Annotated in this window: 19 protein-coding genes and 1 tRNA gene; 10 read left to right on the top strand and 10 right to left on the bottom strand. The window is 61.7% G+C overall.

The genetic code is table 11. The annotated features are described in order from the left end of the window. Positions 1-9 precede the first annotated feature (9 nt). Both FJV77_RS01230 and FJV77_RS01235 read right to left on the bottom strand, forming a co-directional pair. Positions 10-789 (bottom strand): alpha/beta hydrolase, encoded by a 780-nt coding sequence (locus tag FJV77_RS01230; protein ID WP_142865504.1) that lies wholly within the window; start codon positions 787-789, stop codon positions 10-12. 179 nt (positions 790-968) lie between these two features. Beyond that, positions 969-2,087 (bottom strand): LysR family transcriptional regulator, encoded by a 1,119-nt coding sequence (locus FJV77_RS01235; RefSeq protein ID WP_142865047.1) that lies wholly within the window; start codon positions 2,085-2,087, stop codon positions 969-971. Between FJV77_RS01235 and FJV77_RS01240 the strand changes: the two genes are divergently transcribed. The 7 genes from FJV77_RS01240 (at position 2,071) to FJV77_RS01270 (ending at position 8,351) form a co-directional block, all read left to right on the top strand. Next, positions 2,071-2,997 (top strand): DMT family transporter, encoded by a 927-nt coding sequence (locus FJV77_RS01240; RefSeq protein ID WP_210246342.1) that lies wholly within the window; start codon positions 2,071-2,073, stop codon positions 2,995-2,997. The genes FJV77_RS01235 and FJV77_RS01240 overlap by 17 nt on opposite strands. Positions 2,998-3,154: 157 nt before the next feature. Beyond that, positions 3,155-4,039, top strand: a complete 885-nt coding sequence (locus tag FJV77_RS01245; RefSeq protein WP_142865049.1) for a cytochrome c oxidase subunit II — start codon at positions 3,155-3,157, stop codon at positions 4,037-4,039. A 21-nt stretch (positions 4,040-4,060) separates the two neighbouring features. Next, on the top strand, positions 4,061-5,830 hold the full coding sequence (gene ctaD, locus FJV77_RS01250) for a cytochrome c oxidase subunit I (protein WP_142865050.1): 1,770 nt from the start codon (positions 4,061-4,063) through the stop codon (positions 5,828-5,830). Continuing rightward, positions 5,827-6,531 carry a cytochrome c oxidase subunit 3 gene (locus FJV77_RS01255; protein ID WP_142865051.1) on the top strand — a complete coding sequence of 235 codons (705 nt, stop codon included), beginning with the start codon at positions 5,827-5,829 and terminating at the stop codon, positions 6,529-6,531. Before ctaD ends, FJV77_RS01255 begins: the two co-directional genes overlap by 4 nt. A gap of 13 nt (positions 6,532-6,544) precedes the next feature. Then, positions 6,545-7,267, top strand: a complete 723-nt coding sequence (locus FJV77_RS01260) for a heme-copper oxidase subunit III family protein (protein ID WP_142865052.1) — start codon at positions 6,545-6,547, stop codon at positions 7,265-7,267. Positions 7,268-7,276: 9 nt separating this feature from the next. Beyond that, entirely contained in the window at positions 7,277-7,681 is a 405-nt protein-coding gene (locus FJV77_RS01265; protein ID WP_142865053.1) for a cytochrome C oxidase subunit IV family protein, read from the top strand. A 196-nt stretch (positions 7,682-7,877) separates the two neighbouring features. Continuing rightward, positions 7,878-8,351: an aminoacyl-tRNA deacylase gene (locus tag FJV77_RS01270; RefSeq protein ID WP_142865054.1), complete on the top strand. Its 474-nt coding sequence runs from the start codon at positions 7,878-7,880 to the stop codon at positions 8,349-8,351. Between the two features lie 53 nt (positions 8,352-8,404). On the opposite strand, the gene FJV77_RS01275 is transcribed toward FJV77_RS01270, so the two are convergent. The 4 genes from FJV77_RS01275 to tig all read right to left on the bottom strand — a co-directional run bounded on the left by FJV77_RS01275 (position 8,405) and on the right by tig (position 12,669). Further along, positions 8,405-9,223 (bottom strand): DUF2189 domain-containing protein, encoded by an 819-nt coding sequence (locus FJV77_RS01275; protein ID WP_142865055.1) that lies wholly within the window; start codon positions 9,221-9,223, stop codon positions 8,405-8,407. Between the two features lie 342 nt (positions 9,224-9,565). Then, positions 9,566-10,498 carry a heme o synthase gene (locus tag FJV77_RS01280; RefSeq protein ID WP_142865056.1) on the bottom strand — a complete coding sequence of 311 codons (933 nt, stop codon included), beginning with the start codon at positions 10,496-10,498 and terminating at the stop codon, positions 9,566-9,568. Between the two features lie 51 nt (positions 10,499-10,549). Beyond that, positions 10,550-10,930, bottom strand: coding sequence for a cytochrome c family protein (locus FJV77_RS01285; protein WP_142865057.1), 381 nt, complete (start codon positions 10,928-10,930; stop codon positions 10,550-10,552). A gap of 263 nt (positions 10,931-11,193) precedes the next feature. After that, positions 11,194-12,669, bottom strand: a complete 1,476-nt coding sequence (tig, locus tag FJV77_RS01290; RefSeq protein WP_142865058.1) for a trigger factor — start codon at positions 12,667-12,669, stop codon at positions 11,194-11,196. A 340-nt stretch (positions 12,670-13,009) separates the two neighbouring features. Here tig and FJV77_RS01295 point away from each other — a divergent pair. Further along, positions 13,010-13,092 (top strand) — tRNA-Leu (locus FJV77_RS01295). A gap of 99 nt (positions 13,093-13,191) precedes the next feature. On the opposite strand, the gene FJV77_RS01300 is transcribed toward FJV77_RS01295, so the two are convergent. The 3 genes from FJV77_RS01300 to FJV77_RS01310 all read right to left on the bottom strand — a co-directional run bounded on the left by FJV77_RS01300 (position 13,192) and on the right by FJV77_RS01310 (position 16,409). Then, on the bottom strand, positions 13,192-14,640 hold the full coding sequence (locus tag FJV77_RS01300) for an aromatic amino acid lyase (protein ID WP_142865059.1): 1,449 nt from the start codon (positions 14,638-14,640) through the stop codon (positions 13,192-13,194). Positions 14,641-14,718: 78 nt separating this feature from the next. Then, positions 14,719-15,300, bottom strand: coding sequence for a GDYXXLXY domain-containing protein (locus FJV77_RS01305; RefSeq protein ID WP_142865060.1), 582 nt, complete (start codon positions 15,298-15,300; stop codon positions 14,719-14,721). After that, on the bottom strand, positions 15,297-16,409 hold the full coding sequence (locus FJV77_RS01310) for a DUF2157 domain-containing protein (protein ID WP_142865061.1): 1,113 nt from the start codon (positions 16,407-16,409) through the stop codon (positions 15,297-15,299). Before FJV77_RS01310 ends, FJV77_RS01305 begins: the two co-directional genes overlap by 4 nt. A 235-nt stretch (positions 16,410-16,644) precedes the next feature. Between FJV77_RS01310 and FJV77_RS01315 the strand changes: the two genes are divergently transcribed. Both FJV77_RS01315 and FJV77_RS01320 read left to right on the top strand, forming a co-directional pair. Next, the gene (locus FJV77_RS01315; protein ID WP_006335194.1) at positions 16,645-16,785 is read left to right on the top strand and encodes a DUF1127 domain-containing protein; all 141 of its coding nucleotides are present in this window, start codon (positions 16,645-16,647) and stop codon (positions 16,783-16,785) included. A 51-nt stretch (positions 16,786-16,836) separates the two neighbouring features. Further along, complete coding sequence (locus FJV77_RS01320) at positions 16,837-16,980, top strand: DUF1127 domain-containing protein (RefSeq protein ID WP_142865062.1); 144 nt, start codon at positions 16,837-16,839, stop codon at positions 16,978-16,980. 368 nt (positions 16,981-17,348) lie between these two features. Here FJV77_RS01320 and FJV77_RS01325 read toward each other — a convergent pair whose 3' ends face one another. Beyond that, a complete protein-coding gene (locus FJV77_RS01325; RefSeq protein WP_142865063.1) occupies positions 17,349-18,248 on the bottom strand; it encodes a LysR family transcriptional regulator in 900 nt (299 codons plus the stop codon). Positions 18,249-18,334: the final 86 nt, after the last annotated feature.

The following is an 18,334-nucleotide window of genomic DNA, read 5'->3' on the forward strand; positions in this document are numbered from 1 at the left end:
CCAATCCCGCTAGCTGAGCGACCCGGCTGCTTGCGAGATGAGCCCGGCGATCACGTCGGGGTGAGAGATCAACGACAAATGGCTTGCCTTCACTTCAATGGTCTTTGCGTTCATGCGCTTTGCCATGAAGCGCTCGAGATCCGGGTTGATCGTGCGATCCTCGGTCGAGACCGCATACCAGCTTGGCTTCGAGCGCCAGGCCGCTTGCGTTGTCTTTCCTGTGAAAAGCTTGTCAGAGATCGGCCCTTGGACAGCGTAGAGGATGCGCGCCTTTGCGCGAGGAATATCGCCGGCGAAATCCCGCAGGAAAGCCTCCTCGTTGAGTTTGCCATAGCCTTCGGACCAGACGAGCCCGGCGGAGGCGGGCGGCGCCGCAAAAGTCTTGGCGAGCGCCGTGTAATCTTCGCCCGCATCCGGCGCGCGCGCCGCGACATAGACGAGCGAGGAGACCTTTGGATCCATCCCTGCCTCGGTGACAATCATGCCGGCAAAAGAGTGCCCGACAAGGACCGTCGGTCCATCCTGGAGTGCGATCGCACGGCGCGTTACCTCGACGCCAGCCTCCAGCGTGGTCAGCGGATGCTGGACAACGGTTGCGTTGAGGCCGGCCTGTTGCAGCAGGCCAACCACCTCCGACCAGCACGAGCCATCCGCATAGGCGCCATGGACCAGAACGACATTGCGAACTTTTGGGGCAGTCTGCGCTGACGTCGTGTGGGAGCCGGCCAATAGGCCCGTCGCCACCCCGGCGACGAGCGCGGTGGAGAAAGTACGCCGATTTATCATGATCGCGAATTCCTTGAGAGGTTGTCGGATCGCGCCCAGATTTCGGCTGGGGCGCGCCGCAAATGTTTCGCCCGGCGCCTTCATCCAGTCTTCGCAGCCTGCCGAGCCTTCGTTACGGCCGTCACCGCTTCGTGATCACATGCCTCTGGCTTTTTTGCGGGCTGATCCCGAACGCACGCGCTTCAGTTGGCGCGCGCCTCACGCGCGCCGCCGCCGAGCCTGCCTTCCAGAAGATCGCGCCGCTGCTGCAATTCGCCGGAGACGAATTTGGTGAAGGCATGCACGCGCGCCGTGCGGCGCAGATCGTCATGCACCAGCACCCACAGCGCCGAGCCGATCTCCTCGATCAGCCCTCCGACCCGCACAAGCCCGGGCAGGCTGTCGCCGAGATAACAGGGCAATGCGGCGATCCCCATGCCGGCCCCGGCGGCGTGAGACATAGTCACCAGGGAATCGGCGCGCATGGCTATCTCGGCATCCGGCAGTGACGACCGCATCCAGCGGGCGACGCCCGTGTTGGCGAGGCTGTCGTCGGGAGCGATCCAGCGCAGCGCGCCGAATCTCGGCTCCGCCGGCAGCGTCTCGGCATAGGCGCGCGCCGCGTAGGCGGCGAAGGCGACGCCCGAAATGCGCCTGCCGACCAGAATTTCCTGCGGCTGCGACACCGGCCGGATCGCCACGTCGGCATCGCGATGCGCCAGATTAGCGATGGAGTTTTGCGTCATCGCCTCGACCCGTATGCCGGGGTGACGATTACGAAACGCCGCCAGGATCGGCGGCAGCACCGACGCCATCAGCGTGTCGGTGGTGGTGACCCGCAACGTGCCTTCGAACCTGAGATCCTGCCCCGACAGCTTGCGCGTCAGTTCGTTGACCGTCTCGGCCATTGTGCGCGCCGCACCCAGCAGCTCTTCGCCGCCGGCGGTGAGCGCATAGCCCGTCGGCAGCCGATCGAAAAGACGGATGCCAAGCCGCGCTTCGAACGCGTTGACGCGCCTCAGCACAGTGGTGTGGTTCACGCCCAGGATCCGCGCTGCCGCCGCCAGCGAAGCGCCCTCAGCGACGGCCAGCACCATACGCAGATCTTCCCAGTCGATTTGGTCGCGTGAGCTGTGCATTCTTGCAGAAAGATAAGGGAAAACACCGAAGTTGCGAGCTAAAATCCCGACAGGGCCCTGCAGAAACGCACAGCAAATGGGCAAATCGGCAGATCGATCTGCGAATCCGCGCACGCCATATAAGCCGTCGCAACGGTCGCACGCCTCAAATTCAAGGAATGATATCGTGGAAATCCTCTTCATACCCCTGGCGCTTGTCGCAGGCAGTCTGCTCGCGGTGCAGGCTGGCGCCAACGCCCAACTGTCAAAGGCGGTCGGCTCGCCCTTTGCCGCGACGACGCTTCAGCTCGCGGTCGGCGCCATCGTGCTGCTGTCGATCACAGCCCTTACCGGAACGACGCCGGCACTGTTCGCCGTTCGCAAGACCGAATGGTGGCACGCGATTGGCGGCATGGCTTCGGCCTTCTATGTCGTTTCGACCATTCTTCTGTTCCCTCGCCTCGGCGCTGTTGTGTCCGTCGGCCTCGTCATCGCCGGGCAGATGCTTGCATCCTTCGCCCTGGACACATTCGGCTGGCTGGGGATTCCCGAAGCCGGACTGCTCCCCGGGCCAGCCTTTGGCATGCTTATCGTGCTTGTTGGTGCTGCCCTCATCGTTCTCGGACAGAAGGGCGCGGCCGACAATCTCGCGCCTTCGAAGCTGGGCTGGATCGGGCTGGCGCTGCTGGCAGGCGCCGTGCTGCCGGTGCAAGGTGCGGTCAACGCCTTGCTTAGGCACGACCTTGGCGGCGCGCCGTTTGCCGTCGGCACCATCTCATTCCTGGTGGCGATGCTGGCGATGGCCACGGTGCTTCTGGCCACGCTTGTCCTGACGAAGGCGCCTCGCCCTCGCCTTGCGGACCTGTCGTCGATGCCCTTGTGGGGTTGGCTCGGCGGGTTCGCCGGCGCCACCTATGTCACGACGATCTTCACCGCCATCCCCGTCATTGGTGCTGCGGCGGCCGTCAGCTTGACGGTGGCTGGCCAGCAGGTCGCCAGCATTTTCGTCGATACATTCGGTTGGTTTCGGCTGCCGCAGCGGTTCGTCTCAGGCATGCGGCTCACTGGTGTCGTGCTGCTATTGGCCGGATGCTTCGTCATCAAGGCGCTTTGATCCGGTGTCACCAGCCAGGCATGGACCGCCGCCGCAAAAGCGATTTTTTGCCCCTTCCACAGCCGGCTCTAGAATTTCGATTGCAAATCACGCATGATGCATTTGGTATTTTCCCGGGACGGCTTCGCGCCCCCTGAAATACCCGGAGGAACGGGACATGCCCATCGTGGTTGTACTCGTTTTGATCGTCTTGGGCTCGGTGTTGTTCCACTTCCTGAGCCCATGGTGGTGGACTCCGATTGCCTCCAACTGGGACTATATCGACAACACCATCATCATCACCTTTTGGATCACCGGCGTCGTCTTCGCCGCCGTGGTGCTGTTCATGGCCTATTGCGTCTTCCGCTTCCGTCATCGCGAAGGCAGCCGGGCTGCCTACGAACCGGAGAACAAGCGGCTCGAATGGTGGCTGACGATCGTCACCGGAGTGGGTGTCACCGCCATGCTGGTCCCCGGGCTGTTCGTCTGGAGCCAGTTCGTCAACGTTCCAAGCGACGCAACCGTGGTCGAAGTCGTTGGCCAGCAATGGCAGTGGAGTTTCCGCTTGCCCGGCAAGGACGGCAAGCTCGGCACATCCGACACCCGTGACGTCACCGCTGAAAATCCGCTGGGCGTGATCGCCAAGGATCCGAACGGCCAGGACGATGTCGTGGTCGAAGCGGCCGACCTGCATTTGCCGGTCGGCAAGCCGGTCAAGATGCTGCTGCGCTCGATCGATGTGTTGCACGATTTCTACGTGCCGGAATTCCGCGCCAAGATGGACATGATCCCGGGCTCGGTCACCTATTTCTGGTTCACCCCGACCAAGACCGGAACGTTCCAGGTCCTGTGCGCCGAACTGTGCGGCCAGGGGCATCCGATGATGCATGGCATCGTCATGGTCGACACCCAGGAAGACTATGTCGCCTGGCTCGACCAGCAACAGACGTTCGCGCAATTGTCGGCGCCCCAGCAGACGGGCTCGGCGGAACAGGCGCCGGGCAACGCGACGGTGTCAGCTTTGAAAGTTGCGGCAAAACTCGAAACTGTCGGGTCCCGCTGAAAAGGGCACGGAGGTGCTCCTATGGTCGATATCACGCCTGCAGATGCCGTCCCGCCCGCCGAGGTCGCGGAAATGGAACTCTACCATCCGCACAGTTGGTGGACGAAATACGTCTTCTCGCAGGACGCCAAAGTCATCGCCATCCAGTATTCGGCAACCGCAACGGCCATCGGCCTGGTCGCGCTGGTGCTGTCCTGGCTGATGCGCCTGCAGCTCGGCTTCCCCGGCACGTTCGATTTCATCACCCCTGAGGCCTACTACCAGTTCATCACCATGCACGGCATGATCATGGTGATCTACCTGCTCACGGCACTCTTCCTCGGCGGCTTCGGCAACTACCTGATCCCGCTGATGGTCGGCGCCCGAGACATGGTCTTTCCCTATGTCAACATGCTGAGCTACTGGATCTACCTGCTTGCGGTGCTGGTTCTGGTGTCGAGCTTCTTTGCGCCTGGTGGGCCGACCGGTGCCGGCTGGACGCTCTATCCGCCGCAAGCCATCATGACCGGCACACCCGGCGGCCAGGAATGGGGCATCATTCTGATGCTTGTCTCGCTGATCCTGTTCATCATCGGCTTCACCATGGGCGGCCTGAACTATGTCGTGACGGTGCTGCAGGGCCGCACGCGCGGCATGACGCTGATGCGCCTGCCGCTGACCGTCTGGGGCATCTTCACCGCCACCGTCATGGCGCTGCTCGCCTTCCCGGCGCTGTTCGTCGCTTGCGTGATGATGCTGCTTGACCGCGCGCTCGGCACCTCCTTCTTCATGCCCGCAGTCGTCGAGATGGGCGAACAGCTGCAGCACAATGGCGGCAGCCCGATCCTGTTCCAGCATCTGTTCTGGTTCTTTGGCCACCCCGAAGTCTACATCGTGGCGCTGCCGGCCTTCGGCATCGTCTCCGATCTGATCAGCACCCACGCGCGCAAGAACATTTTTGGCTACCGTATGATGGTCTGGGCCATCGTTGGCATCGGCGCGCTGAGCTTCGTGGTCTGGGCGCACCACATGTATGTCAGCGGCATGCACCCCTATTTCGGCTTCTTCTTCGCCACCACGACATTGATCATCGCCATCCCGACCGCGATCAAGGTCTACAATTGGGTGCTGACGCTGTGGCGCGGCGACATCCATCTCACCATACCGATGCTTTTTGCCATGGCTTTCATCGTCACCTTCGTCAATGGCGGGTTGACCGGGCTGTTTCTCGGCAACGTCGTCGTCGACGTCCCGCTGTCGGACACGATGTTCGTTGTCGCCCACTTCCATATGGTCATGGGTGTTGCCCCGATCCTCGTTATCTTCGGCGCGATCTACCACTGGTACCCGAAGGTCACCGGCCGGATGTTGAACGAGACGCTGGGCCGGTTCCATTTTTGGGTCACCTTCGTCGGCGCCTACCTGATCTTCTTTCCCATGCACTATATCGGCCTGATGGGTGTGCCGCGGCGCTACGCCGAGATGACCGACGTGACGGTCATGACCGAGTCGGCGCATCACCTGAACTCGTTCATCAGCATCATGGCGTTCATCGTCGGCTTTGCCCAGATCGTGTTCCTGTTCAATCTGATCTGGAGCATCCGCCATGGCCGCGAGGCTGGTGGCAATCCATGGCGGGCCACGACACTCGAATGGCAGACGCCGCAGACACCTCCGGCGCATGGCAATTTCGGCAAGGAGCTGCCGATCGTCTATCGTTGGGCCTATGATTACAGCGTGCCGGGCGCCAAGGAGGACTTCATTCCGCAAAACATGCCGGGCACATTCGGCCCGTCCAGGGAGCCGGCATGAGCGTCATCCTGGTCTTCCTGCTCGTGATCGCCGGCTTTGCCGGCTGGTGGCTCTCGCATCAGCGGCTGATGACCAAGCCATGGCTCGAGCAAGGTGCGGCGGGAGATTTTGTCGCCTTCGACCGGTCGGGCCTGCCGACCGCCAAGATCGGCCTCGGTGTCTTCCTCGCCGTCGTCGGCTGCCTGTTCGCGCTGTTCACCAGCGCCTACTTCATGCGTATGGCGCTGTCGGACTGGCAGCCGCTGCCCATGCCACGCCTGCTCTGGCTCAACACCGGCATGCTGGTCCTGAGCAGCATCGCGCTTCAATGCGCCTCGGTCGCAGCGCGCAAACGCCAGATGGACACGGTCAGGCTCGGCCTTGCCGCGGCTGGGCTCACCGCGATCGCCTTCCTCGTCGGGCAACTCATGGCATGGCGGGACCTGACCGCCGACGGTTATTTTCTGGCCTCCAATCCGGCCAACAGTTTTTTCTACCTGATAACCGGGATGCACGGCCTGCACATAGTCGGCGGGCTGGTGGGCCTGAGCAGGACAACCGCCGGCGCCTGGAACGGAGCACGGCCGGAGCGGCTTCGCCTCAGCGTCGAACTCTGCGCCATGTACTGGCATTTCCTGCTCTTCATCTGGCTCGCCATCTTCGCGCTTCTGGCCGGCTGGGCCGCGACGTTCATCGACATTTGCCGACAGTTACTGACCTAGGAGGTCAAGGAGCATGGCAGAGACGGCACTGACGCATACCAACCAGACGCAGGCGCGGCCCGCAGGCTTGCAAGGCATCGCCGCCGACTGGTCCTCGGATCAGCGCGCGTTCAAGAACGTGTCCTGGGGCAAGGCCATGATGTGGATCTTCCTGCTCAGCGACACCTTCATCTTCGGCTGCTTCCTGCTTTCCTACATGTCCGCTCGCATCTCCACGCGCGTGCCATGGCCCAATCCAAGCGAGGTCTTTGCGCTTCGTATCGGCGGTTCGGACATTCCATTGATCCTCATCGCCATCATGACCTTCGTGCTGATCTCGAGCAGCGGAACGATGGCCATGGCGGTCAATTTCGGCTATCGCCGCGACCGCCGCAAAACGGCAATCCTCATGCTTTTGACGGCAGCGCTGGGAGCCACCTTCGTCGGCATGCAAGCCTTCGAATGGACCAAGCTGATCACCGAAGCGGTACGGCCCTGGGGCAATCCGTGGGGCGCGGCGCAGTTCGGTTCGACTTTTTTCATGATCACCGGCTTCCACGGCACGCATGTCACGATCGGGGTGATCTTCCTCATCATCGTAGCCCGAAAGGTCTGGCGTGGAGACTACGACGTCGGACGTCCCGGTTTCTTCACCAGCCGCAGGGGTCGCTACGAAAACGTCGAAATCATGGGGCTCTACTGGCATTTCGTCGACCTGGTCTGGGTGTTCATTTTCGCATTCTTCTATCTTTGGTGAGAGGCTGACATGGCTGAAGCAACTGCAAACGGCCTGGGGCAACCCGTACTGCACGCTGGTCATGCGCATGAAGGGCCAACGACCGGCGTCGCCCAGGCGGAGGTTCATCAGGAACACCCGATCAAGCTCTATATGGTGGTCTGGGCATGGCTGTTCATCCTCAGCACCTGCTCCTACATGGTCGATTATCTAGGCATTCACGGCTATCTCAGGTGGTCGCTGATCCTGATTTTCATGATCCTCAAGGCGGGGCTGATCGTCGCCGTGTTCATGCACATGGCCTGGGAGCGGCTGGCACTGACCTATGCGATCATCCTGCCGCCGGTTCTGATACTGGTGTTCGTGGCGATGATGCTCTTCGAATCGGATTACACGCTTCTCACCCGGATATCGTTTTTCGGCGCCGGCCCCTGACGCGCTATCCGGATTTGAGGCTTCGCCCGCGGCATTTCCAGTCAGGAACCGCAGGATCCTGACTGCGATCCGGGTCGAGCTGCTGCTGCCTTGAAACAAGCGGCGGCTGATCCATCTTGCTATTATCGGAAACGATCGGAGGAGAATGATTGCCTTCGTTTCCAATGCGCCGCGAACTCCAGCAGGGAGGCCGAAGATGACGATCGCAAACAGACTGAAGGACTACATTGACAGGAGAGGAATCTCCTACGACACCGTCGCCCATCATCGCACATCGACAAGCAGGCAGTCCGCCATTGCCGCGCATGTGCCCGGCAGCATGATGGCCAAATCGGTGGTCGTTCACCACGAACTCGGTTATGCGCTGGCCGTGGTCCCAAGCACGCATAGAATCGAGCTCGGTACACTGCAGGACGTCATGGACAGGCGTCTTGGACTCGCCACCGAAGACGAGGTGGTCTCACTCTTCGGCGATTGTGATACCGGCGCCATTCCACCGATCGGCGCGGCCTATGATGTCCCGGTAATCCTCGACGACAGCCTCGGCGAAGCCGCCGACATCTATTTCGAGGGCGGCGACCACAGGACGCTGGTGCATGTGAGCGGCAAGGATTTCCGCAACCTGACCATGGACGCACGTCACGCCCGCTTCAGCCACGCTGCCTACTGAAAAAATCAACCGGCTGCACCGGCACTCTCGCCGGTGCAGCCAGCCGGATATCGTCAACTCGTCGGCCTGACCGGCGCCGGCGATTCCACGACCTTGCGGTAGACATGCCAGGTGGCATGACCAAGGATCGGCAGCACCACCGCCAGCCCGGCAAACACCGGCAGCGAGCCGATGATCAGGGCGACGGCGACGATCAGTCCCCAGACAGCCATGGTGATCGGATTGGCCAGCACCGCTCGCACCGAGGTGTGGATGGCTTCGTAGGCGCCGACATCGCGGTCGAGCAACAATGGGAAGGCGACGACCGTCGTACACAACACCACCACCGCGAAGACGAAGCCGATGGCGTGCCCCAGGATAATCAGAGTCCAACCGCGTCCGGTGGCAAATATCTCATTGATGAAGCCGGATATCGATTCTGGCGGAGCCGGGCCGAACAGATATTGGTAGAACATCTGCGCTGTCAAAAGCCAGGCGATGAAGATGGCAAACAGCATGATCCCGACCGCCGCGATGGCCGGCACGGCCGGAGAATTCCTGACCTCGAAAGCGTGCCTCCAGGAGGTGTCGAGACCAGCCTCTCGTCTGCGGCTGATCTCATAGAGGCCGATCGCCGCAAATGGACCGATCAGCGCAAAGCCGGACACCAGCGGAAACAACAGCGGCAACGCATTGGCGCCCGAAGTCCAGGCAGCAAGCACGACGCCTACAAGCGGATAGAGCAAGCAGAGAAAGGCAATGTGCGACGGTTTGACCATGAAATCGTCAACACCGCGCTTGAGCGCATCGAAAAGATCGGAAATACCGATTTTTCGAATTCTAGTGTGTTCCAGCGTCTCGCTGGCGCCTGCAATCACGTGAAAACTTGCCATGCCCGTTCCTCCAGACCAGGTCCGGTACGGTCGCGGTTTCACGGTGCTGACGTTCTGCATGACTGGCCACGCAAAACCGCGACCTGCACCGAAATCAACATACTCGATTGCCTGGAACTTGTCGCCCTTTTGTCACAAAGGCTCGGAAGGTCATGCGCTGGCTCTTGCGGCCCTTCTTCGATATCCTATCCAATCGAAGGTGGAGGTCATGGACGGAAAAACCATTCTGCTGCTCGGCCTTGGCGTCGTCGCTCTGCTGGTCCTGGGATTCTGTGCTCTGCCATCGTGAGCTGATGTGCAACGTTTCGGTGCAGCAATCACCAAATCGCCGTCTCGACCCGGTCAACCTCCGGCTGACATGAACGCGCGCATCGCGATGGTGTCGGCAAGCAGCATGGCAAAGATCGCGAAAAGATAGAAGATCGAATAGGCAAACAGCGCCTTTGCCGGCTTCATCTCCTTGTCGGGGATGACCAGAACCTTCCAGGCGGACCAGATGAAACCCGAGCCCAACGTGGCCGAAACAACCCCATAGAACCCGCTCGTGAATCCGAACGCCCAGGGCAGCACGCCGATTGGCGCCAGGAGCAGTGAATAGGCGAAGATCTGCCTTCTGGTCGAGGCCTGGCCGGCCACGTTCGGCATCATCGGGATGCCGGCTGCGGCGTAGTCGCCGGCCTTGAACAGCGCGAGCGCCCAGAAATGCGGCGGCGTCCACAGGAAAATGATCAGGAACAGGATGAGGCTCTCGATGCCGATGGCGCCAGTGGCCGCCGCCCAGCCAATCATCGGCGGAAGGGCACCCGCCGCGCCACCGATGACGATGTTCTGCGGCGTCGAGCGCTTCAGCCACATCGTATAGATGACGGCGTAGAAAAAGATAGTGAAGGCCAGCAGCGACGCGGCGAGCCATCCCACCAGCACGCCGAGCGTCATGACCGAAAACGCGGAAAGCACCAGGCCGAAGCCGAGAGCTTCGCCGGGCGCGACGCGGCCTGACGGAACCGGCCGCTTTGAGGTGCGCGACATCAGCGCGTCGATGTCCGCGTCGTACCACATATTGAGCGCCCCGGCCGCTCCCGCTCCAACCGCAATCGCAGCTATTGCGACCACGGCGATCACCGGGTTCATCGCGCCGGGCGCCACCATCAGACCGACGAAAGCTGTAAAGACGGCAAGCGCCATGACCCGCGGCTTCAAGAGCGCAAAGAAATCACCGACCGTCGTTTCCGAGCGGCGAACGCCGGTATCCCTAAGGCTTTCCTTGACCGACATTTGAGACGACCATCAATGGAAAAGGGCAGTCTGGCCGACCGAAGAGCCAAGCTACTGGGAAAATTGCTTCAGATAGGCAATGACATTGGCGACATCCTCGTCCTTCTTGAGGCCGGGAAACGCCATCTTCGTACCTTTGACCATGGCCTTGGGATCGTGAAGGTAGGTCGTCAGCGTGGGTTCATCCCATTTGACGCCGGATTTGCCGGCCGCGATCATGGCCTCGGAATATTTGAAATCCGGATGCGTGCCGGCCGTCCGGCCGATAACGCCGTGCAATGAAGGACCGATCTTGTTCGTGTCTTGGTCTGCGACGTGGCAGACCTTGCATTTGGTGAAGACCTTCTCGCCCGCCGCAGCATCCTGTGCCCGCGATGGATTGGCGATGAAGGTTGCAACAGATACGGCAGCGAAAAACACAATCAAGCGCATGGCATTTCCTCCCTGATCGTCAAATTTGCCCGAGACGATCTGCGCATGCCGATACCGCCAGCATGCGCGTTGCACGACAGAACGGATTCTCCGCTTCTCCCCCCAAATGGAATTGCGGCACCTGTGTACCACAGAATCTGGCCGGCAGGTAGAACAGGTCGACCGTACAAACGTTTAGGTGATCTGCGGTGGCTCAAGGCACATCCGCCACAACGAAAAAGGCCGCCTCGAGGGCGGCCTTTTCTGATCTTGTCGTCAAGCGCTTATTCGGCGTCCTTGGCAGCCTTCTTCTTCGGCGCGGCCTTCTTCTTGGGCTCTTCCGCGTCGTCGGCCTTTTCAGCCTTGTCGGCCTTCTTGGCGGCGGCCTTCTTCGCCGGCTTGGCCTTGGCTGTGTCGGTCTCCTCGTCGTCTGCCATCAGCTCTTCCTTGCTGACCTTGACGTCGGTGACCGAGATCTGGCCGAGCAGATGGTCGACGACCTTCTCCTCGAACATCGGCGCGCGCAACGTGTTCAGCGCTTCCGGATTGCTGCGGTAGAACTCGAAGGCTTCCTGCTGCTGGTTGGCCGGGTAGCGGCGCACCTGCTCGAACAGGCCGCGCTGCAGTTCCTCGTCCGAAACGGTGACGCCGGCCTTCTCGCCGATTTCGGCCAGAACCAGACCGAGACGCACGCGGCGTTCGGCAAGGCGCAGATATTCGGCGCGTGCCTCTTCTTCTGTCGTTTCTTCGTCGGCGAAGGTACGGCCGGCGGCTTCGAGATCGCGGTTGACCTGGGTCCAGATGTTGTTGAACTCGGCATCGACAAGCTTCGATGGCGCCTCGAACGAATAAGCAGCGTCAAGCTGGTCGAGCAGCTGGCGCTTGACCTTCTGGCGCGTCATCGAACCGAACTGGTTCTCGATCTGGCCACGCACCACGTCGCGCAGGCGCTCCAGCGATTCCAGGCCTAGGTTCTTGGCCATCTCGTCATTGATTTCCAGCGCGCCGGGCTTGGACACTTCCTTGACGGTGACCTCGAAGGTGGCTTCCTTGCCGGCCAGATGCGCTGCCTGGTAGTTTTCCGGGAAGGTCACCGTGACCTGCTTCTCGTCGCCGGCCTTTGAGCCGATCAGCTGGTCCTCGAAGCCCGGGATGAACTCCTTGGAGCCCAGAACCAGCGGCTGGTCGGTGCCGGCGCCGCCGGAGAAGGCCTCGCCGTCGATCTTGCCGACATAGTCGATCGAAACGCGGTCGCCTTCGGCGGCCTTGCCGGTCTTCGGCTCGAAGCTGCGTGCCGATTCGGCGACGCGCTGGACCTGCTCGTCGATCTCGCTGTCCGGCACTTCGAACACCTGGCGCGTCACCTTGATGTCGGAGAAATCCTTGATCTCGATCGCCGGGATAACCTCGTAGTTGAGGCGGAATTCGAAGTCGGCGCCGCCGGCCAGGATCTTCTCGGCCTCTTTCTCGTCCTCGGTCATGATCACTTCGGGCTGCATGGCGGCCTTTTCGCCGCGCCCGGTGATGATCGAACGGGTCGAATCGTTGAGGATCTCGTTGACCACTTCGGCCATGAACGACTTGCCGTAGACCTTGCGCAGGTGCTGGACCGGCACTTTGCCGGGACGGAAGCCGTTGATGCGGACCTTGTTGCGGGCGTCGGACAGCCGCGCCATCAGCTTGGCTTCCATATCACCGGCCGGCACGGTGATCTTGATCTCGCGCTTGAGACCGGAGTTGAGCGTTTCGGTGACCTGCATCGTAAAACCTTTATCTTCACCAAAGAGACTGCCACGGCCTTCTGCCGTTCACAGCCTGCCGGTACAATCTTGCCGGGAATGGCTTTTGGTACGGAACCTGGCGATTTGACCGAAATTACGGCTCAAATTCTTCCAAACTGCGTTCCAAGATGTGAATAAGTCTTTGTTTTTCCTACTTCTTATCACATTCTGCAGAAGCGGATCGGCGCGTCCCGTCACATTTGACACGCCTTTTGTCACAGGCGAGGCTAATTTTCAACCATCTTCGCGTTGCAGCGAATGGGCACCATTTTCGCCCCCACATTGACAGAATGATGGCTACATGGGATTGCCGGGCCACGCGGGTATGGCGGAATTGGTAGACGCACCAGATTTAGGTTCTGGCGTGAAAGCGTGGGGGTTCGAGTCCCTCTACCCGCACCACCCTTCGCTCCAACGAGCTTCGGGTGGCAGGCCACCTGAGGCTCGTCAGAGCAAAGGATGTCCTCCGAAGCCTTGGCATAGGAGGACAGGCGCGACGCCCTACGCTTCAAACACCTGCCCGGTGAACCACTCCGCCAATTTCGCCAGTTCAGGTCCCAGCACCCGGTCGGCGTCGACCGGTGGCACGATGTTCCTGATATCCGCGACAAAGTCCTGCAGCGCCGGCGGCGCGGCACGTTCAGTCACGTACAGCGCCTGCGAGGCGATCATGGCCAGCATCGCCATCGCCGCATCCAGGCAGCGGCCGGCGGTCGCCTCCTTGGTCCAGGCGAAGAACGCCGTGGTGGCGACGTCGTCCTGGCCGGCGCCGGCCGATTCGGTTCCCGGAATGAAGGTGCGCTGCGCCGCGAGCTTGGCTTGTTCGAGATAGCCGGTGATCGCCATCGGCACATAGCCGACATTGCCGTGGCCGTCGCTGTCGGCCCAATGCCGCCCGGTCATCAACAGGTCCGGCAGCAACGACACCTTGCCGTTGAGCAGCTTTGAGGCGTGGCGGTCGCAAAGCAGACAGAGATCGGCCCAGATGGCTGCCAGATCGTCCAATGCCGGCGTCGCCATGGCATTGTGATAGCCGCCGGTGGAGATGCAGCGCCCCAGCGGATGCGCCTCGTCGGGCGGAATGTAGACCGGATTGTCCGATATCGAAGCCAGAGACACGATGGCCGCCTGCTCGGCGCCCGCCAGCGCCCGGTGCGCGTGGCCGAGCACGCGCGGCACGATGCGGTAGCTGACCGGCGCCTGATAATTGCGTCGCCCGTCGCCGGCGCCGACCAAAAACTGCCGCAAGCCGCGCAAGGCTGCCGCCTCGTGTTCGTCGCCCCAGAGCCCGTCGAGCGCGGCGTCGTAGTGCTCAAGCGGGGCGCGAAACGCTTCGATCGACAGCGCAAACACCTTGTGCGCCATGGCGATGCGCCGCCGCGCCGCCAGGGCCGCATCGGCCACGAGGGCCGCCGCGCAAGGCGAGCCATTGATCAGCGATCCGCGTTCCTTCACCTCCAGGTCGAAGCCTGCGGTAAGCTCGGCAAACAGCGGATAGAGCGCCAGGATCTCGCCGGCGCCGCCCTGCCCCTGCGACGGAACCACCGGCATCGGTCGGCCATCCAGCATCGCCGCGACAGCCTGCGCGATACGCGGCGTGGTGGCGGCATTGCCTTCGATGAAATTGGTCAGCCGGGCCAGCACGATTGCCCTGACGACGCGCTCAGGCAACGGCTCGCCGAAGGAGGTGGCTGCAGCAAAAGCCTTGATGCGCGCATGGCGGTCGCGCTCGTCACGTTCGAGCTTGCGGCTCGCCAGCTCGCCCATGGCGGTGGTGACGCCATAGATGATCGGCGGCGGATCGGACTCGATGAGTTTCAGGAACGAGGCGCGGCATTCGGCAATGCGTTGCAAGGCCTTGTCGCTGATGGCGACCGTGTCGTTTTTCCAGGCGACGCGCAAAACCGCATCGAGATTGATGTCTTCGCGCGACGTCAGCGTAATCGTCATCGTACTTCGCCCGGCCTGGTCTGAATGCGTCGGGGCGAAGCGATCGATGTTTACCGAAATCCGTGCCCTGAGTGAATTCTAGTAGAGCGGTTCCTCGAACATTGTCTTGTCGCCGTCCATCAGCGCCTTGATCTGCGCCTCGCCATTGGCGGCGAGCGCGATGCGCACCCCGAATGGCCGCACTCGCATGTCGTTCTGGATCGCGATGCCCTGTCCCTCAGGCAGGTAGAAACGGTCGATGCCATATTGCGGTGCGATTGTGGATTCGGGATCAAGCGTCCAGCCCGGCGCGACCTGGCCGACAATATCGGCTTCGTCGGCGGCCGGCGGCATCGGCGCCTTACCGAACCAGGCTGTGGTCGCATGCCAATAGCCGTCGGCGCCCGGCTTCAGCCGGACCACGATCGGCGTGTTCTCGGTGCTGAGCTGTCCGGCCGGAATGTTGGCGATCAGCTTCACCGGCAGGCGCGATATCTCGTAGCCGAGGATAACATAGTCGCCGCGCAACAGGTCGCGCGGATCGACCGGCTCGATCTTCAGCAAGACCTCCTTGCCGTTGCGCAGTATCGCGGCCCGGCCGGCGATGATCCAGCTCAGGAAGCCGATCTGCACCAGCGCCAGCACCAGCGCCGAGATGACAAGTTTCTTTCCCGATATCATGCTGCCGCTCCTTCCGGGGCCTTCATGCGTTTTTCGACGCGGATGATGACGAGGGCCAGGATGCCGAACAGCACCGCCGCGGCCAGGAAGAAGCCGGCCGTGTCGAGCATCGACTGCAGTGTCACCACGTAGATGACGGCGAGTTCGAAGGCAAAGCCGGCATAGGCGACCCAGCGCAGCCCCCTGCTCTCGCGCCCGCCCAGCATGACCGCCGCGGCAATGCCGGCCAGTGCCACGACCGAGGCGATGGCAAAGCCGCCGTTGAAGGTGCTGTGATCGCCAAGCTCGAACTGAATCATTGCTAAGCCTGTCAGAAAGCCGATCAAGGCATGCAATGGCAGCCGCCCGCCGAGCTGCAGAACCCGCTCGACCGGATCAGCTGCGAAGATTGCCGCGGCAAACAGCAACGCCGACACCACGACCAGCGGGATGGCCAGCAGCAGCGTGTTTTGGTCCATGCCGCGCACCGCGATATAGAAGATAACCGAGAGAATGATCAGATGTCGGGCCGGCTGGCTGCGCGTCCAGAACGAGACGACAAACAGCGCCAGTGCCATGATGACGAAGAAATTCGGGAATTCGGTGCGGTTGTAGAAGTCGAACTCGCGCACGAACAGCCAGGCCACGGATATGCCCACGGCAGCGACGGTCAGCGGGTTCGAGCGCAACGCCACCGCGGCAAGTGCTGTGCCGATGCCCCAGGTGACAATGGCCGAGGCCTCGTCGCCCGCGAGATGGTACATCTGGCCGATAAGCGCGATCGAACCGCCGAAGGCCGCGGCCGCCACGATCCACAGCGCCTCGCCGATCGCCGCCTGGTCGCGGTTCTTCAGCAAGGCGCCGCCGACATAGCCGGCGAGAATGACGGCAAACAGTGCTGCGACGCGCACCAGCCGCGGGATGGCCTCCCAGTTGGCGGCGACGAAGAGCAGGATGGCGGCGCCGAACAGCAGCGCCGCCATCATCGCCAGGATGGTGCCGAAGCTCAGCGATTTGCGTTCGTTTGCGTCGATATCGCGCCTCAGCGCATCGGCCGTCTTCGCGTCGATCAGGCCGGCCTGCAGCCAACGCCCGATATCCGTCCTCACCCGTGACGAATAGCTCGCCATGCCGCTTCTCCCCCAGTTTCGGCCTTTTGTCAGCCGATGCGGTCAAACCGCTGACGCTACGACATTTTCCGATTCGGGTTTCTTTATGTCTAAGCCGTGAACGTGCGTTAATGTTGCATTGCACAATTTGCATTGCTGCCATGCGTCAATGGCACTTTTAAATCGATATAGTCCCACCTATTTTCCATTCGTACACAAACGGAATGATCCGAAGAAAGACGAAACGAGTACTACCATGAACCTGATCCGCAACTACCGCAACTGGCGCCGCTACCGGGACACCGTCTCCGAGCTGAGCCGCCTGTCGAACCGTGAACTGACCGACCTCGGCATCAGCCGCAGCGACATCCACTACGTCGCCCGCAAGGCGGTCTAATCCTCTTCGGATCGCAAATGGTCCGAACCAGATTTGAAAAAGAGAACGACAATGAACCTGATCCGCAACTATCGTAACTGGCGCGTTTATCGCGACACCGTTACCGAGCTGGGTCGCCTTTCGAACCGTCAGCTCCATGATCTCGGCATCGTCCGCGACGAGATCAAGATCATCGCCCGCAAGGCGACCATCTAACGGCAGAATTTCGCCAGGGTCGACCTCCTCCCCGACCCTGACGAATACGGCCAACCCTCACCTCCTCCCGAGGGTTGACCACCAAAACGGCGCCCGCCGCACCTCCTCCCGCGGCGGGCGCTGTTTCCAAAGTGAACGTAGTTCGTCTTCCCGAAGCGAGCGTAGTTCGTCTTCCAGGGGTTTCGCCCCCTTCATCCGGCGAAAGGAATTTCGTCAAAGCCGACCTCCTCCCCGGCGATGACGAATACGGCCGATCCCCACCTCCTCCCGAGGATCGGCCCCCAAAACGACACCCGCCGGATCCTCCCCCGGCGGGTGTTGTTGTTTCTGGGGCAGGCTTCAGCTGAGCAAGCAGTCGACCAAGGCGCTCATGCCGCCATCAAAGCATCGTCGCGGACGGACTGGACAAGAAAGTCGAGCACCGTCGTCACCCGCAGCGGCATGTTCTTGCGGGATGGATAGACGACATTGATCGGCAGCCGCGTCGGCGGAAAATCCGGCATCACCTTGACCAGCCTGCCGGCTTCGATGTCCGGCCCGGCCAGGATATGGGACAGCACCGCAAGCCCGGCCCCGGCAAGTGTTGCCCGATGAACCGCCATTGAATTGTTGGCGACCAGGCGAGGCTCAACCCGCAGAACAACATCGTCCGCCCCATCGGAGAACGACCATGACCGGCCATCGCCGGCACGGCTGTAACAAATGCAGCGGTGATCCCTGATGTCTTGCGGCGCTTGCGGCGTATCCCGTCCCTCGAGATAGCATGGCGAGGCCACGAGAAATGCAGTCGTCCAGCCGATCCGGCGGCAGATCAGGCTGCTGTCGCCGACCGGGCCGAGGCGCACCTCGAGATCGATGGCATCAGCGACGAGATCCGAGGGTTCCTCCCGCAAGATCAGTTCGACGGCAAGAGATGGATGGCTCTCCAGCAGCCTTGCAAGGCGATCGCCGATAAACAACCCGAGCGGCGTGGGAAGGCTAAGCCGCACTTTTCCCGATACGGTTGCGCCCTCAGTGCCACTCGCTTCGCTCAGCGCGTCGACCGCTTCCACCACACGCAGCGCCATCGGCAGCATCTGTTCGCCCTCCACCGTCAAGGCAAGCGCGCTCGTCGTGCGATGCAGAAGGCGGGTCTTCAGATGCGCTTCCAGCGCGGAGACCTGACGGGATACGGCCGGCTGCGTCAGGTTGAGGTCGATCGCGGCCGCCGAGAAGGACCTTGTCTGAGCCACCCGCAGGAACGTTCGCAACGCCGATACGACGTCCATCCTTACCCTCATTACCTTTCGACATATGCCTTATGTCCGCATCCTAGGCGGCAGGTGCTTTACTGTCCAGCTATTATGGATATTAA

Origin of the sequence: Mesorhizobium sp. WSM4306 (genome assembly GCF_007003975.1) — a bacterium.
Lineage (GTDB): Bacteria > Pseudomonadota > Alphaproteobacteria > Rhizobiales > Rhizobiaceae > Mesorhizobium.